Genomic DNA, 14760 nt, shown 5'->3' on the forward strand with positions numbered 1-14760 from the left:
TCAGGCGCCGCGCGGGATTTTTGCGTTGCTTTCGCTCAGGCGCCGCGCGGGCTTGGTGGCGCGCCCGCGAGAAGAATCCCCCGCCTCAGCCGTGCATCAGCGCGGTGACGTGGGCGGCGGCGGAGGTGGCGAGGCCTTCCAGGTCGTAGCCGCCTTCCAGCAGCGAGACCACGCGGCCCTCGCACTTCTTGTCGGCGATCTCCATCAGCCTGCGCGTGATCCAGCCGAAATCCGTGTCCACGAGGCGCAGCGAGGCGAGCGGATCGCGCACGTGCGCGTCGAAGCCGGCCGAGATCAGGATCAGGTCGGGCGCGAACGAGGTGATGCGCGGCAGGATGCGCGTCTCCATCGCCTCCTTGAACACCGCGCCGTCGTCGCCCGATCGCAGCGGGGCGTTGACGATGGTGTTCACCGCCCCCGTCTCGCCCTGCGCCCCGGTGCCGGGATAGAGCGGCATCTCGTGGGTGGAGCAATAGAGCACGCTGTCGTCGGCCCAGAAGATCTCCTGCGTGCCGTTGCCGTGGTGGACGTCGAAATCCACGATGGCCACGCGCTGGAGGCCGTATTTCGCCTGCGCGTGGCGCGCCGCGATGGCCACCTGGTTCATCAGGCAGAAGCCCATGGGCTTGCGCGTCTCGCAATGGTGGCCCGGCGGGCGCATGGCGACGAAGGCGTTGGTGACCTTGCCTTCCATCACCTCGTCCACCGCGAAGCAGGCGCCGCCCACCGCGCGCAGCGCGGCCTCCCAGCTGCCGGGCGAGAGGATGGTGTCGGAATCGATGCGGACCAGCCCCTCCTGCGGCACGGCCTCGCCCATGGCGTCCACGAAATCCCCCGGATGCACCCGGATGATGTCCTCCCGCTCGCCGCGCGGCGCGAGATCGCGCACCAGATGGGCGAACTTCTCCTGCTCGAAGATGCGATCCAGCACGCGGAGCCGGTCGGCGCGCTCGGGGTGACCGGCAGGCGTTGCGTGGCTGAGACCAGCGGGATGGGTGACGAGCAGCGTGGACATGGACCGGAACGCCCTCCCTTGGCGCAATCTTTCCGTTCTTTCTTGTGCCATACCATATTCCAGCGACACCGGGAGGATGTTGCGCCGGATCAAGACTATTGCCGCGGGAGGCCCAAATGGCCTCATCCCTTTGGGTGCGGCAGCCTCAAAAACACCTTCCCTCAATTCCCGTCGAGGCGGCGGGAAAAGACGATGCGCGGCTCCTCCACATAGCCCTCGGAGGCATAGAAGCCGCGCACCTTCTCGTTGTCCGGGCGCACGAGCAGCATGAGCTTGGGGATGGCGCGGGCGCGCAGCCAGTCCTCCACCGCCCGCAGCAGCGCCCGGCCGAGGCCCCGGCCCTGCAGGTCCGGCTCCACGGCGAGGTAATAGACCCAGCCCCGGTGCCCGTCGTGCCCCACCATGGCCGAACCCAAGATACCCTCCCCCTCCGTCCGTCCGCCGTCCCGCGCCACGAGGATGGTGGAATGCGGCCCGCGCCGGGCCAGCGCGATGTCGGCGTGGGGATCGTTCCACGGCCGGGTCAGGCCCGCCCGCTCCCAGAGCGCGGCCAGAGCCTCGATGTCGGCGTCGGTGGCATGGCCGATGGCGATCTGGAGGCCGTCGACATCAATCGTCTGGCTGGTCATTGCGGCATCTCGGGATCAGAGGGACGGGGGGCGGCGGCGCGGGCGAGGCGGTCGGCGATGGCTTCGCCGAGCCCTTCCCGTGGCAGGGGAACGATTGCGATGGCGGAAACGCCGGACGCATCGAGGCTTCGCAGGGCGCCATAGAGGCGGGCGGCGGCTTCGGTGAGGCTGCCGGTGGGGCTGAGGTCGAGCACGGTCGCCGCCACCTCGATGCCAGGGGGACGGGCGCCGGCGAAGGTCACAAGCGCCTCGCCGGGCTCCACCGCGTCCACATCGAGCCGGAGCGCAGCGCGCGGCGCGTAGTGGGAGGCGAGGCGGCCGGGCGACAGCGGCGCGGCATCGCTCTCGGACATGGGGAGCCGCAAAGGCCGGCCCAGCGCCGCCTCGATGTCCTCGCGCGCGAGCCCACCGGGACGCAGCAGCACGGGATCGGCGCCGATGCAGTCCACGATGGTCGATTCGACGCCCACAGGGGTCGGCCCGCCATCCAGCACCGCATGGATGCGGCCGGAGAGGTCGTCCATCACATGGCCGGCCTCAGTGGGCGAGACATGGCCCGAGCGGTTGGCGCTGGGCGCCACCACCGCCCCGCCGAACGCCGCGAGCAGCGCCCGCGCGTCGGGATGGAACGGCACGCGCAGGCCCACCGTGTCGAGCCCCGCGCGGGCGAGGTCGCAGACGCCTTCGCCGCCGGTGAACGGCACGATCAGCGTCAGCGGCCCCGGCCAGAAGCGTTCGGCAAGCCGCGCCGCGTCCGCGTTGAAGGCGCCGAGGCGGCGGGCGGCGGCGGCATCGGCGGTGTGGGCGATGAGCGGGTTGAAGGCCGGGCGGCCCTTGGCGGCATAAAGGGCGGCGACCGCATCCGGGTTCGCGGCATCGGCGCCGAGGCCGTAGACCGTCTCGGTCGGAAAGGCCACCAGCCCGCCCGCCGCCAGCAGCCGCGCGGCCTCCTCCACCGCGCCCGGCGCGTGGGCGGCGAGGAGCCGGGTGGAGCGTTCGGGAGCGGACACGGCCATGGCTTGGAACCCGCCCCCCGACCAAAGGGTCAGGGCGCGCCTCTTGACGTCAGCGGCCGGCACCGCGATGTGGGAGACCGGCAATCGCCGTGCTTAGAGCGCGCCCGCCGGGAGCGGTCAAGCCGGCGCCCATAACCGTGAGGGAGGGTTCCGTGAGCTATCGCGCGCCGGTGGAAGAGATTTCCTATTTCCTGAAGACCTCCACCTCGCTCCCCGAGCTGATGGCCCAGGGCCTCGTGGACCTGTCCTTCGACGTGGTGGACGCCGTTTTGGATGAGGCCGGCAAATTCGCCGGCTCCGTCGTCGGCCCCTTCGACCGCGTGGCGGACAAGCAGGGCTGCACCATCAAGGACGGCGCCGTGACGACGCCGGATGGCATGCGCGCCACCTATGAGGCGTGGAGCGAGGCCGGCTGGAGCGGGGTCGCGGCGGAGGAGGAGTTCGGCGGCCAGAACCTGCCCACCTCCGTCACCTCGGCGCTGACCGAATTCTGGAATTCCGCCTCCCCCGCCTTCGGCATCTGCGGGGTGCTCACCCTCGGCGCCGTCGAGGCGCTCACCGCCCACGGCACGGCCGAGCTGCAGCACACCTTCCTGCCGAAGATGGTGGCCGGCACCTGGACGGGCACCATGAACCTCACCGAGCCGCAGGCCGGCTCGGACCTCGCCGCCCTGCGCTCCAAGGCGGTGAAGCAGGCGGACGGCACCTACCGCATCTTCGGCACCAAGATCTTCATCACCTACGGCGAGCACGACATCGCCGACAACATCATCCACCTCGTGCTCGCCCGCCTGCCGGACGCGCCGGCCGGCACCAGGGGCATCTCCCTGTTTGTGGTGCCGAAGTTCCTCGTGAACGAGGACGGCAGCCTCGGCGCCCGCAATGACGTGGTCTGCGCCGGCATCGAGCACAAGCTGGGCCTGCACGGCTCGCCCACCTGCACCATGGTGTTCGGCGAAAAGGGCGAGGGCGCCATCGGCTACCTCGTCGGAGAGGAGAACCGGGGCCTCGCCTGCATGTTCACCATGATGAACAACGCCCGCCTCGCCGTGGGCGTGCAGGGCGTGGCGGTGGCCGAGCGCGCCACCCAGCGCGCTTTCGCCTTTGCAAGGGATCGCAAGCAGGGCAAGGCGCCGGGGGTGGAGGGCTCCGCCCCCATCATCGCCCATCCGGACGTGAAGCGCATGCTGCTCACCATGCGCGCCGAAACCGACGCCGCCCGCGCGCTGTGCCTGAAGACCGCCGACGCGCTCGACCGCTCGCGCCTGCTGCCCGACCCCATCGCCCGCGCGGCGGCGCTGGCCGAGGCCAGCCTGCTGACGCCGGTGGCGAAGGCCTTCTCCTCCGACGCCGGCATCGAGGTGTCGTCCATCGGCGTGCAGGTCCACGGCGGCATGGGCTATGTGGAGGAGACGGGCGCCGCCCAGCACCTGCGCGATGCCCGCATCTTTGCCATCTATGAAGGCACCAACGGCATCCAGGCCATCGATCTCGTCACCCGCAAGCTGCCGCAGGAGGGCGGCGACGTGGTGACCGCGCTGATCGCCGACTATCGCGAGACGGCGGAGGAAGTCTCCGCGCTCAACGCACCGGACTTCGGCCATGCCGGCGCACGCCTTGCGGAGGCGGTGGACGCCCTCGCCCGGGCGACCCGCGTGATGCTGGATCGCGTCGCCGACGAACCGGCCAAGGCGCTCGCCACGGCCACCCCCTATCTGCGTCTCTACGCCCGCGCGGCCGGCGGCGCCTTCCTCGCCCGCACCGCGCTCGCCGCTTATGCCGAGCGCGCGGGCGGGGCCACGGACCCCCGGCTTGCCGCCCGTATCGCGGTGGCCCGCTTTTTCGCGGAGAATATCGCGGTGGAGGCGAAGGGGCTGGAAGAGGCCGTCACCGGCGGCGCTGGCGGCGTGCTGGATGCCGAGGCGGTGATGGCGATCGGGTGAGGCGAACCCGGCTGGCCGGCCCGGCTAGGCCGAGGCCGGCGGCCGGCCTTCGGGGCGCAGGCCGGCGCGCGGAAGCGATTGCCGGCGCGGGGTCTCGTGGGCGGCCTCCTCGGCGGTGCGGGCGGCGATGCCCACCGCGCGCCAGGTGCCGCGCCCGGCATCCTTGGCCGCGTAGAGGGCCGCGTCGGCCTCGGCGATGAGGGCGGCGGCATCCAGCGTGCGGTCGTCCGCCACCGCCATGCCGAGGGAGAAGGAGGCGGGCAGCACCAGCCCCTCCACCTCCACCGGCCGCGACAGGTGCCGGTGGAGGCGCTCGGCCATGGCGGCGAACTCCTCCCGGTGCTTGCCGGCGGCGATGATGGCGAACTCGTCGCCGCCATACCGGGCCACGAGGTCGCCGGCGCGGATGGCCGATTGCAGCCGCCGCGCGGCGGTGGTCAGCAGCAGATCGCCGGCGATATGGCCGTGCTGGTCATTGACCGACTTGAAATAATCGATGTCGATGAGCACCACGGCGAATAGCGCGCCGTCGCGCACGAGGCGGCGGCGCGCCAGCTCCAGCGCGCGATCGAAGCCGCCGCGGTTGGCGAGGCCGGTGAGCGGATCATGCGAGGCGGCGTGCTCCAGCGCGGCCTCCAGATGCTTGCGCTGGGAAATGTCGGTGATGGTGCCCACCGCGCGGGTGGGCCGGCCCACGGGATCGCGCTCGACGATCTTGCCGCGCACCAGCACCCACACCCAGTTGTCGCCGCCCTGGCGCGCGCGCATCTCCGCCTGGAACAGCAGGCGACGGCCGCCCGCATGGTCCTTCAGCGCCTTGGCCACGTCCGGCAGATCGTCGGGATGGATCAGCTGGCCATAATCGGAGAGGCGCCGGTTCGCCTCGTCGGGCTCCATGCCGAGCATCCTGAGCGCGCGGACGCTGAAGAACACCGCGTCGGATGGCAAATGCCAGTCCCAGATGCCATCGTTGGCGCCTTCCAGCGCATAGGCGAGGCGGCGGCGGTCTTCCTGCACCTCGCGCTGCTGGCGACCGCGCTGGGACATGATGGCGGCGATGAGCAGCGCCGGCAGCATGATGAGGACAAGGCGCGCCTCCAGGCGCAGCATGACGTCCACGAGATCGGTCTTGACCGGGGTTGACCAGGTCAGGTGGGGCCACACGCTCGCCATGCCCAGCCCCAGCACCGCCAGCGCATAGAGGCTGGCGGCCACGGCCGTGGCGAACAGGCCGAGGCGGAAGGCGAACCACAGCAGGATGACGCCGCCAAGGTCGCGCAGCAGCGGCTCGCCGTAATAGGCGCTCGCGACCAGCGCGGTGGCGAGCGTGAGGCTGGCGAAGGCCAGTTCCTCCTCGCGGGACAGCTTGGGGCGCGTGCCCCCCTGCCCGCGCAGGCCCACGTCATCCTCGCGTCCGTGCCACAGCAGGAACGGCGGCAACAGCAGCACCACGGCCGCCATCTCGGGAATCCACCACCGCAGCAGCAGGGGGGCAAACGCGGCGTCCGTCGAAAGGTACTGGACGAAGGCGGTGATGACCGCCCCCGGTAGCGTTCCGGCCACCGCCACCACGCCCAGGCTCACCACCATGGGCACGCTGCGCAGCGCGCCATGCTCCATACCCGCGCGCACGCAGCCCCAGCCCACCAATGCGAAGGTGAGACCGTTGGCGCAGCCGACGGCGAGCGCCGAGCCGAGGTCGTGCCCCAGCACCGTGAGGTGGACGCCGATGGAGACAAGGGTGACCGCGGCGGCAAGCCGCCCCAGCGCATCCCGGAACATGAGGAAATAGGCGCCCACCGCCAGCGCATCGGTAGGCCAGACCGCCGGATAGATCTCGAGGCGGCGCCCCACCTCGGTGAAGGCAATCACCAGCCCGCCGTAGAACACCGCGAACAGCACGAGGTCGGTGAGAAAGGCGATGACGGAGCTGCCCGGCGCGTCCCGTTTCGGCGGCACTGGATTTTGCTGCGCCCCGTCCGTCGCTTGCCCCGCATCCGTCTTTTGCCCCGCCTCCGTCTTTTGCCCCGCATCCGTCCCGCGCGGCGCAGCCATGCCCTGCGGCGCCGGAACGGCGGCGGCCGCTTCGGCGGAGTTCTGTGGCTGTGGCACCGGCGGGCTCACCGTCGGCGGCCCTACGGGCTGCATCGTGTGCGGGCGCATTGAACCTGCATGAGGGACAGCCGGCCTCCCGGGACCAGCGCTCTGGATCGCGGCAAGACCCCTCCCGTCCCACCGCGAACAACAAAGACACGCGAGCCTCAATGCAGTTCCATTGCATCGCGGCTCGTATTTCTCGCACGAATCGCAAAATGCAACAAATCGCGGTATTATAGGGTAGATATAGCGCCTGAAGAAATCAGCGCCCCGCGAAGCCGTCGAAGATGAAATCCGGTGCGCTGGTGTTGTGGCGGGAGGGCACGAGCCGCCCGGCCCACAGCATGGCGACGTTCTGGGCATCGGCGAAGGTCAGCACCGGGGCCTCGCCCATGATGCCCCCTGCCCCGCCCTTGCCGCTGCCGAGGCTGCGCCATGTGACGCGGGCGACATCGGCATTGCCTTCCGTCACATACATGGAGCGCAGAGCGGCGAACGTGCCGGGCGGCGTGCCGTCCAGCTGGACCTCGAGGCGCACTTCATCGGACGCGGCCTTCACCACTTGCATGCGCGCCTTGCCGCCGGCCGCGAAATGCAGGGTGAAGGTGCGGGTCTGCGGTGCGAAATCCAGTTCCTTCAGCCGCACGATGGGGCGTTCCGCCTGCTCCACCGGGCCGACGAGGAAGGAGGAGCCGTAGGCGGTATCGCGCAGGTGCGCCGGCGACATGGGGCGGGCGCGCCAGTAGCCGTCCGGCGGGTAGACCACCAGCACCTCCTCGGCCTTGCCGTCCACGCGCATCCACAGCTGGATCATGTGCAGCCCCTGCGTCACCTCCCCGCCGATGCGGACAGGCACGGTCGCCGCCCGCCAGAAGCTGGGGAAGACGAAGCCGGTGAGCCACATGTCCGGCGTCTCGAAGATGGTGACGCGCTTGGCAGTCGTCGCGGCGGCGGGCGTGGCGGCCGGCGGGGTCCCGGCGGGCGGAGTCGCGGCGGCGGGCTGGAGCGCCTTGGGATCGGCCGGCACCACTGGGTCGCCGGACATGTCGCAGGTTTCCCAATCGGGCGCGGTGTTGTCCATCATCAGCATGCCGAGATAGGCCGGGTGGCGGACGGAGATGTTGAACTTCCGCACCTGGTCGGACACCAGCTTGAGCGTCACATTGTCTGTCTCGGCGCAGGTTGCGTTGACACTCTCGTTGCGCACCGTGACGCCGACCGGCTCCGCCCCGGCGGCGGTGATGGCGAGAACCGCGCCGGCGAGGCCGGCAAGCAGGGCTTTGACGCGCGGGGCGCGCGAATCGAAGGCAGGCATCACGATCTCCGGTCGGCCGGGGGCGCCGGACCTTAGCAGCGCGATACACGGCGGGGAATGCGCGAACGCACCTCCGGCACTGTCACGTCTCAGGTTCCTCCGCAGGACATGACGTTAGGGAAATTATCATGCGCCTGCCCCTCGCAAATCGCAGGGCACACCCCCATATGACCTTCGGAAAACGCAGCGGTGCGGCAGTCGCCGCGCGGAGGATCGAGGGAACAGATGTCCAGATTTGGCCAAGGGTCGAGCAAGGGGTCGAGCAAGGGGTCGAGCAAGGGGTCCAGCATGGGTTCGCGCAAGGTTTCGGGGATTGCGGCAGTGGCCGTGGCGATGGCGCTGAGCCTCGTCGTCGCCGATCAGGCTGACGCGCGCCAGGGCGGCTCCTTCGGCAGCCGGGGCACCCGCACCTATACGACGCCGGCCCCCACCCAGACCGCGCCCAGCACGGCGGCGCCCATCCAGCGCTCCACCACGCCGCAGCCCGGCCCGCAGGCCGCCAATCCCAGCGCCGGCGCGCAGGCGGCGGCGCGCCCCTCCATGTTCGGCAACGGCTTCGGCGGCGCGCTGATGCGTGGCCTGCTCATCGGCGGCCTCGTGGGCATGCTGTTCGGCGGCGGCCTCGGCGGCATGGCCGGTATTCTGGGGCTGCTGCTGCAGGTGGCCCTCGTCGGTGGCGTCATCTATCTGGTGATGCGCCTGCTGCGCGGCCGCAGCACCACCCCCGCCGCCGCCGGCTATGGCCGCTCCATGATGGGCGGCCCGGTTCCCGGCGGCCCCAATGGCGGCCCGGCGAACAACGGGTCCATGTCGGGGGGTCCGATGTCCGGCCGCCCGATGTCCGGCGGCCCCCTGTCCGGCCTCGGGTTGGGTGGAGGATTGGGTGGCGGAATGGCCGGCGGCCCGGTGCCGCCCCAGCCCTCGCCCGCATCCCCGGCCCGGGGCGGCAAGACCGACGAGATTGGCATCCTGCCCGCTGACCTCGACACGTTCGAGCGCCTGCTTGCCACCGTCCAGACCGCCTTCTCCCGCGAGGACCAGGGCGAGCTGAAGGCCAACACCACGCCGGAGATGTTCGGCTTCCTCGCCGACGAGCTGCGCGACAATGCGGAGAAGGGCCTGCGCAACCAGGTCTCCGATGTCCAGTTGCTGCAGGGCGACGTGGCCGAAGCCTGGCGCGAGGGCTCGCGCGACTACGCCACCGTGGCCATCCGCTACGCCATCAAGGACCAGATGGTGGACCGCGCCACCGGCCGCGTCGTCTCCGGCAACACCGGCGTGGGCGAGACCACGGAGCTATGGACCTTCGTGCGCGAGCGCGGCCCCTTCGGCACCGGGCCGTGGCTGCTCAGCGCCATTCAGGAAACCTGAGGGGCGCGGTTCCGTCCTCCCGACGAATTCAGAATTTCCATCCGCCCGGGTCCACCCCCGGGCGGAACGCGTTATAAGGCGCGCATGCCGAACGCCATCACCGTCTCAGACGTCATCAGCGTCTCAGGGCTGAGCAAGACCTACGCCACCGGCCACACGGCCCTGAACAATGTCTCGCTGGACATCCGGCGGGGCGAGATCTTCGCCCTTCTTGGTCCCAACGGGGCGGGCAAGACCACGCTCATCTCCATCATCTGCGGCCTCGTGAAGCCCACGGCGGGCACGGTCACGGTGTCCGGCTTCGATATCGTCTCCCAATATCGCGAGACCCGCTCGCGCATCGGCCTCGTGCCGCAGGAGCTGACCGCCGAGGCCTTCGAGAGCGTGTTCGCCACGGTGAGCTTCTCGCGCGGCCTGTTCGGCAAGAAGCCCGATCCCGCCTATGTGGAGAAGGTCATCCGCAGCCTCTCCCTGTGGGAGAAGCGCGATTCGCGCATCATGACGCTGTCCGGCGGCATGAAGCGGCGCGTGCTCATCGCCAAGGCGCTGGCCCACGAGCCGGAGGTGCTGTTCCTGGACGAGCCTTCCGCGGGCGTGGACGTGGAGCTGCGCCGCGACATGTGGCGCCTGGTGCGCGAGCTGCGCGATTCCGGCGTCACCATCATCCTCACCACCCATTATCTGGAAGAGGCCGAGGAGATGGCCGACCGGGTGGGCGTCATCAGCCGGGGCGAGCTGATCCTCGTGGAGGAGAAGGCCGCGCTGATGAAGACGCTGGGAAAGAAGAAGCTCTCCGTGGAGCTCAACGCGCCGCTGGCCACCATTCCCGCGCGCCTTGCCCCGTTCGACCTCACCCTCTCCGACGGCGGCGCCTGCCTGACCTACAGCTATGCGGCGACCGTCGAGGGGACCGAGGGTCGCGACCACGGCATCGCCGACCTCCTGGAGGCGCTGGCCGCCGAGGGCATCGCCTTCCGCGACCTGCACACGGAGCAAAGCTCGCTCGAGGACATCTTCGTCAGCCTGGTGAGGCGCTCGTGAATTTCCAAGCCATCCGCGCCATCTACACCTACGAGATGAACCGCACGCGCCGCACCATCGGCCAGAGCATCGTCTCGCCCGTGCTGTCCACCTCGCTCTATTTTGTCGTGTTCGGCTCGGCCATCGGCTCGCGCATGTCGGAGGTGGGAGGCGTGCCCTACGGCGCCTTCATCGTGCCCGGCCTGATGATGCTGACGCTGCTGACCCAATCCATCAGCAACGCGGCCTTCGCCATCTACTTCCCGCGCTTCACCGGCACCATCTACGAGCTGCTCTCGGCGCCGGTCTCCCCGTTCGAGATCGTCGCCGGCTATGTGGGGGCGGCGGCGACGAAATCGGTGCTGCTCGGCCTCATCATCCTCGCCACGGCGGCATTGTTCGTGCCCATGGAGGTGCGGCACCCGTTCTGGATGCTCACCTTCCTGGTGCTCACCGCCGTCACCTTCTCGCTGTTCGGCTTCATCATCGGCATCTGGGCGGACGGGTTCGAGCGGTTGCAGCTCATCCCCATGCTGGTGATCACGCCCCTCACCTTCCTCGGCGGCACCTTCTATTCGCTGGATATGCTGCCGCCGGTGTGGCGCACCATCACCTTGTTCAACCCGGTCGTCTATCTCGTCGCCGGCTTCCGCTGGAGCTTCTTCGGCACCTCGGACGTGCGGGTGGAGGTGAGCGCGGCGATGACGCTGGCCTTCCTCATCGCCTGCCTCCTCATCGTGCGCTGGATGTTCCGCACCGGCTACCGGCTGAAGAGCTGAACCGCCCCGAAAGGCCCATCATGTCCGAAGACTTTTCCCGCCCCACCTACAAGGCGTTCACCGAGCGCGCGCCCGATATCTATGCCGGCCTTGCCGCGCTCACCAAGGGCGTGGACGCCACCGGCCTCGACAAGGGGCTGACCGAGCTGGTGAAGGTGCGCGCCTCGCAGCTCAATGGCTGCGCCTTCTGCCTGAAGTTCCATCTCGGCGTCGCCCGCAAGGCCGGCGTCGCGCAGGAGAAGCTGGACCTGCTGGCGGCCTGGGAAGAGGCCTCCGCCTTCTCCGAACGGGAAAAGGCGGCGCTGGCCTGGACCGAGGAGCTGACGCTGCTCGGCACCGGCGCGGCCTCACAGGACGCCTGGGAGGCGGTGCTGGAGGAATTCTCGGCGGACGAGGCGCTGTTCCTCACCGTCGCCATCGCCACCATCAACGCCTGGAACCGGATCGGCATCGCCTTCAATTTCGAGGCGTGAGGGCTCTTAAGGGTCGTCATGCCCCGGCTTGTCCGGGGCATCCACCCCGCCGAACGAGGTGCGTTGGAGCACCGACACCGACCCGGCCGCACCGTGGATCCCCCGGACAAGCCGGGGGATGACGGTTTCTAGCTTCCGGCTCTACCGCCTCACATCCCGCCCATGCAGACGTACTTGATGTTCAGATAGTCGTCGCAGCCGTACTTGGAGCCCTCGCGGCCGACGCCGCTCTCCTTCACGCCGCCGAAGGGCGCCACCTCGGTGGTGATGACGCCGGCATTCACGCCCACCTGCCCGTACTGCAGCTGCTCGGAGACGCGGAAGGCGCGGCCGAGGTCCTTGGTGAAGAAGTAGCAGGCGAGGCCGTATTCGGTGTCGTTGGCGTAGGAGATGGCCTCCTCCTCCGTCTCGAACTTGAACAGCGGCGCCAGCGGGCCGAAGATCTCGTCGCGGGCGAAGGCCATGTCCTGCGTGGCGTTGGCGAGCACGGTGGGCTCGAAGAAGGTGCCGCCCAGCGCCGGCTGCTTGCCGCCGGTGAGCACCGTGGCGCCCTTGTCCAGCGCGTCCTGCAGCAGTCGCTCCACCTTGGCCAGCGCCCGCGTGTCGATGAGGGGACCGGCGACCACGCCCGCGTCCACGCCATTGCCCACCTTCAGCGTCTTGGAGGCCTCGGCGAACTTGGCGGCGAAAGCGTCATAGATGCCCGCCTGCACATAGAAGCGGTTGGCGCAGACGCAGGTCTGGCCCACGTTGCGATACTTGGAGGCGATGGCCTGCTCCACGGCGAGGTCGAGGTCGGCGTCGTCGAACACGAGGAAGGGCGCGTTGCCGCCCAGCTCCAGCGACACCTTCTTCATCGTGTCGGCGGACTGCTTCATCAGCAGCTTGCCGACCGGGGTCGAGCCGGTGAACGTCACCTTCTTGACCGCCGGGTTTGAGGTCATCTCCCCCCCGATGGCCGGCGCGTCGCCCACCACGATGTTGACGACGCCGGCCGGAATGCCGGCCATCTCCGCCAGCACGCCCCAGGCGAGGCCGGAATAGGGGGTCAGTTCCGAGGGCTTGCACACCACGGTGCAGCCCGCCGCCAGCGCCGCGCCGATCTTGCGCGAGAGCATGGAGGAGGGGAAATTCCACGGCGTCACCGCCGCGCACACGCCCACCGGCTCCTTGGTGACGAGGATGCGGCGGTTGGGCCACGGCGAGGGGATCACGTCGCCATAGAGCCGGCGGGCTTCCTCGGCGAACCAGCGCACATAGGCGGCCGAGGCGCCGACCTCGCCCTTCGCCTCGGCCAGCGGCTTGCCCTGCTCGGTGGTGAGGATGAGGGCCAGCTCGTCGGCATTCTGGGTGATGAGGTCGGCGAGCTTGTGCAGCTTGCCCGCGCGCTCGGCGGCGGTGGTGGCGCGCCAGGTCTTGAAGGCGGCGGCGGCGGCCTCGATGGCGCGACGCGTCTCGGCGGCACCGGCCTTGGGGATGGTGCCGATGATCTCGCCCGTGGCCGGATTGTTGACCGCGATGGTCTCGCCGCCGTCGGCATCCACCCAGGCGCCGCCGATGAGCATCTTGTCGCGCAGCAGGGTGAAGCGGTGGGGCTCGGAGGTGAAGGCGGGCTGGGTGGCGGCCATGGACGTGCTCCTTGGATCTTGCTTCCTCCAGCCGTGGGCTGCCGGAGGGCGCGCGCTCGTGCCGGGCGCGGCGGCGTCCGTGGGATATACGATCAGCCCGGCCCGGACCAGTGGGTCGGTATCAGCGCACGCAGGTGATGGAGTGGAAGGGCACGATCTGCTCCTTCTGCCCGGCCCCCGCCGCCACCTGGCAGCGCAGATAGTCCTTGCCGATGCTCAGGGGCGCAAAGCCGGTGATGGTGTTGCCGCCCACCACCTGGATGATGATGGCCTGGCCTTCCTTGTGGCCGACGATGTCGAGGACGGCCTGGCGGAAATCGTCTTCCTTGTTCTGGCACTGCATCGCGTCCCTCCCGCGGGAAGCCGGGCGCGCTTGCGGCCCGGCGGGCCGGCGCGTCTGCAGCAACTATAACGCCGAAGGGGCGCCTATGGTCATGCGTAGAACACATGCGACATCGGGCAGCCATCTCCTGTTGATCGGCATCAAAAGGCGCCGTTGGGGAAAGGCGTATTTAGAACAGGTCTGCCTGCGGGAGCCTTGTCATGCTCAAAATCGCGATTCTCGTCTGGATCGTTCTCGGCACTACCCTTGCGGGCGTAGCGGTGATGACCGTGCTGTCCATCCCCTCGCTGTCCGGTCAGGACATGCGCCTTATTCCCATCGCTGCCGGCATCGGCGCGGTGGTCGCCATTCCGTTTGCGCTCTACATCGCCAAGCGCATCATGACGATTACCGGCAAGAATGCCTGATGGCGAAGGAAGCCTGAGGCGCGGTTGACGGCGCCGGAGGACGGCGAGCATCCTCGGTCCACGTCGTGGATGGAGGGGTGCTTCATGGGCCTTGAAATGGGGCTGCAGACCTGGGCCGCATTCGCGGCGGCCTCCGCCGTTCTCCTCGTCATCCCCGGCCCCACCGTGCTCTTGGTGGTGTCCTACGCCCTCGGGCAGGGATGGCGGACGGCTCTGCCCATGGCGGTCGGCGTCGCGCTCGGCGATTTCACGGCCATGACCCTCTCCATGCTGGGGGTGGGTGCGCTGCTGTCCGCCTCCGCGAGCCTGTTCCTTGCGGTCAAATGGGCCGGCGCGGCCTATCTCGTCTATCTCGGCATCAAGCTGTGGCGCGCCGGCGGGACGATGGATGCGGCCCCGCGCACCGAACGCTCCGCACCCGTGAAGATGATGGCCCATGCCTGGCTGGTGACGGCGCTGAACCCCAAGAGCATCACCTTCTTCGTGGCCTTCCTGCCCCAGTTTCTCGATCCGAAGGCGGACTTCCTGCCGCAATTGCTGGTGTTCCAGGCGACCTTCCTCACCCTCGCCTTCATGAACGCGCTCGGCTATGCGCTCGCCGCCGCCCGCGCCCGCCGGGCCGTGCGCAGCCCCCGCGTCATCGGCGTCATCAACAAGGCGGGCGGCTCGCTGCTCATCGGGGCGGGCATCGCCACGGTCGCGGTGCGCACGGGCAATTCCTGAT

Annotated in this window: 14 protein-coding genes; 7 read left to right on the plus strand and 7 right to left on the minus strand. The window is 69.5% G+C overall.

The genetic code is table 11. The features are described 5' to 3' along the window. Positions 1–85 precede the first annotated feature (85 nt). The 3 genes from V5F63_RS16990 to V5F63_RS17000 all read right to left on the minus strand — a co-directional run bounded on the left by V5F63_RS16990 (position 86) and on the right by V5F63_RS17000 (position 2660). Entirely contained in the window at positions 86–1015 is a 930-nt protein-coding gene (locus tag V5F63_RS16990) for a histone deacetylase family protein (protein WP_394100805.1), read from the minus strand. Positions 1016–1176: 161 nt separating this feature from the next. Beyond that, positions 1177–1644, minus strand: coding sequence for a GNAT family acetyltransferase (locus tag V5F63_RS16995; RefSeq protein WP_394100804.1), 468 nt, complete (start codon positions 1642–1644; stop codon positions 1177–1179). Then, positions 1641–2660, minus strand: a complete 1020-nt coding sequence (locus V5F63_RS17000) for an L-threonylcarbamoyladenylate synthase (RefSeq protein WP_394100803.1) — start codon at positions 2658–2660, stop codon at positions 1641–1643. The genes V5F63_RS16995 and V5F63_RS17000 overlap by 4 nt, the downstream gene beginning before the upstream one ends. Positions 2661–2812: 152 nt before the next feature. Here V5F63_RS17000 and V5F63_RS17005 point away from each other — a divergent pair, with 152 nt between their 5' ends. After that, positions 2813–4603, plus strand: coding sequence for an acyl-CoA dehydrogenase family protein (locus tag V5F63_RS17005; protein WP_394100802.1), 1791 nt, complete (start codon positions 2813–2815; stop codon positions 4601–4603). 24 nt (positions 4604–4627) lie between these two features. On the opposite strand, the gene V5F63_RS17010 is transcribed toward V5F63_RS17005, so the two are convergent. Together V5F63_RS17010 and V5F63_RS17015 are read right to left on the minus strand one after the other, a co-directional pair. Continuing rightward, a complete protein-coding gene (locus tag V5F63_RS17010; protein ID WP_209484233.1) occupies positions 4628–6562 on the minus strand; it encodes a diguanylate cyclase domain-containing protein in 1935 nt (644 codons plus the stop codon). 400 nt (positions 6563–6962) lie between these two features. After that, a complete protein-coding gene (locus V5F63_RS17015) occupies positions 6963–8015 on the minus strand; it encodes a hypothetical protein (RefSeq protein WP_394100801.1) in 1053 nt (350 codons plus the stop codon). Positions 8016–8303: 288 nt separating this feature from the next. Here V5F63_RS17015 and V5F63_RS17020 point away from each other — a divergent pair, with 288 nt between their 5' ends. The 4 genes from V5F63_RS17020 to V5F63_RS17035 all read left to right on the plus strand — a co-directional run bounded on the left by V5F63_RS17020 (position 8304) and on the right by V5F63_RS17035 (position 11658). Then, positions 8304–9386 (plus strand): Tim44 domain-containing protein, encoded by a 1083-nt coding sequence (locus tag V5F63_RS17020; RefSeq protein ID WP_394100800.1) that lies wholly within the window; start codon positions 8304–8306, stop codon positions 9384–9386. Between the two features lie 84 nt (positions 9387–9470). Then, a complete protein-coding gene (locus V5F63_RS17025; protein WP_394028054.1) occupies positions 9471–10427 on the plus strand; it encodes an ABC transporter ATP-binding protein in 957 nt (318 codons plus the stop codon). Then, positions 10424–11185, plus strand: a complete 762-nt coding sequence (locus V5F63_RS17030; protein WP_209484241.1) for an ABC transporter permease — start codon at positions 10424–10426, stop codon at positions 11183–11185. Before V5F63_RS17025 ends, V5F63_RS17030 begins: the two co-directional genes overlap by 4 nt. A 20-nt stretch (positions 11186–11205) precedes the next feature. Next, positions 11206–11658: a carboxymuconolactone decarboxylase family protein gene (locus tag V5F63_RS17035; protein ID WP_209484243.1), complete on the plus strand. Its 453-nt coding sequence runs from the start codon at positions 11206–11208 to the stop codon at positions 11656–11658. 149 nt (positions 11659–11807) lie between these two features. On the opposite strand, the gene V5F63_RS17040 is transcribed toward V5F63_RS17035, so the two are convergent. Both V5F63_RS17040 and V5F63_RS17045 read right to left on the minus strand, forming a co-directional pair. Next, positions 11808–13286 (minus strand): NAD-dependent succinate-semialdehyde dehydrogenase, encoded by a 1479-nt coding sequence (locus V5F63_RS17040; RefSeq protein WP_394100799.1) that lies wholly within the window; start codon positions 13284–13286, stop codon positions 11808–11810. 121 nt (positions 13287–13407) lie between these two features. Further along, positions 13408–13629 (minus strand): hypothetical protein, encoded by a 222-nt coding sequence (locus V5F63_RS17045; protein ID WP_209484245.1) that lies wholly within the window; start codon positions 13627–13629, stop codon positions 13408–13410. 200 nt (positions 13630–13829) lie between these two features. Between V5F63_RS17045 and V5F63_RS17050 the strand changes: the two genes are divergently transcribed. Then, complete coding sequence (locus V5F63_RS17050; RefSeq protein ID WP_209484247.1) at positions 13830–14036, plus strand: hypothetical protein; 207 nt, start codon at positions 13830–13832, stop codon at positions 14034–14036. A gap of 96 nt (positions 14037–14132) precedes the next feature. Further along, entirely contained in the window at positions 14133–14759 is a 627-nt protein-coding gene (locus tag V5F63_RS17055) for a LysE family translocator (RefSeq protein ID WP_394100965.1), read from the plus strand. Position 14760: the final 1 nt, after the last annotated feature.

The sequence above is a fragment of the Xanthobacter wiegelii genome, from assembly GCF_043193855.2.
Classification (GTDB): domain Bacteria; phylum Pseudomonadota; class Alphaproteobacteria; order Rhizobiales; family Xanthobacteraceae; genus Xanthobacter; species Xanthobacter flavus_A.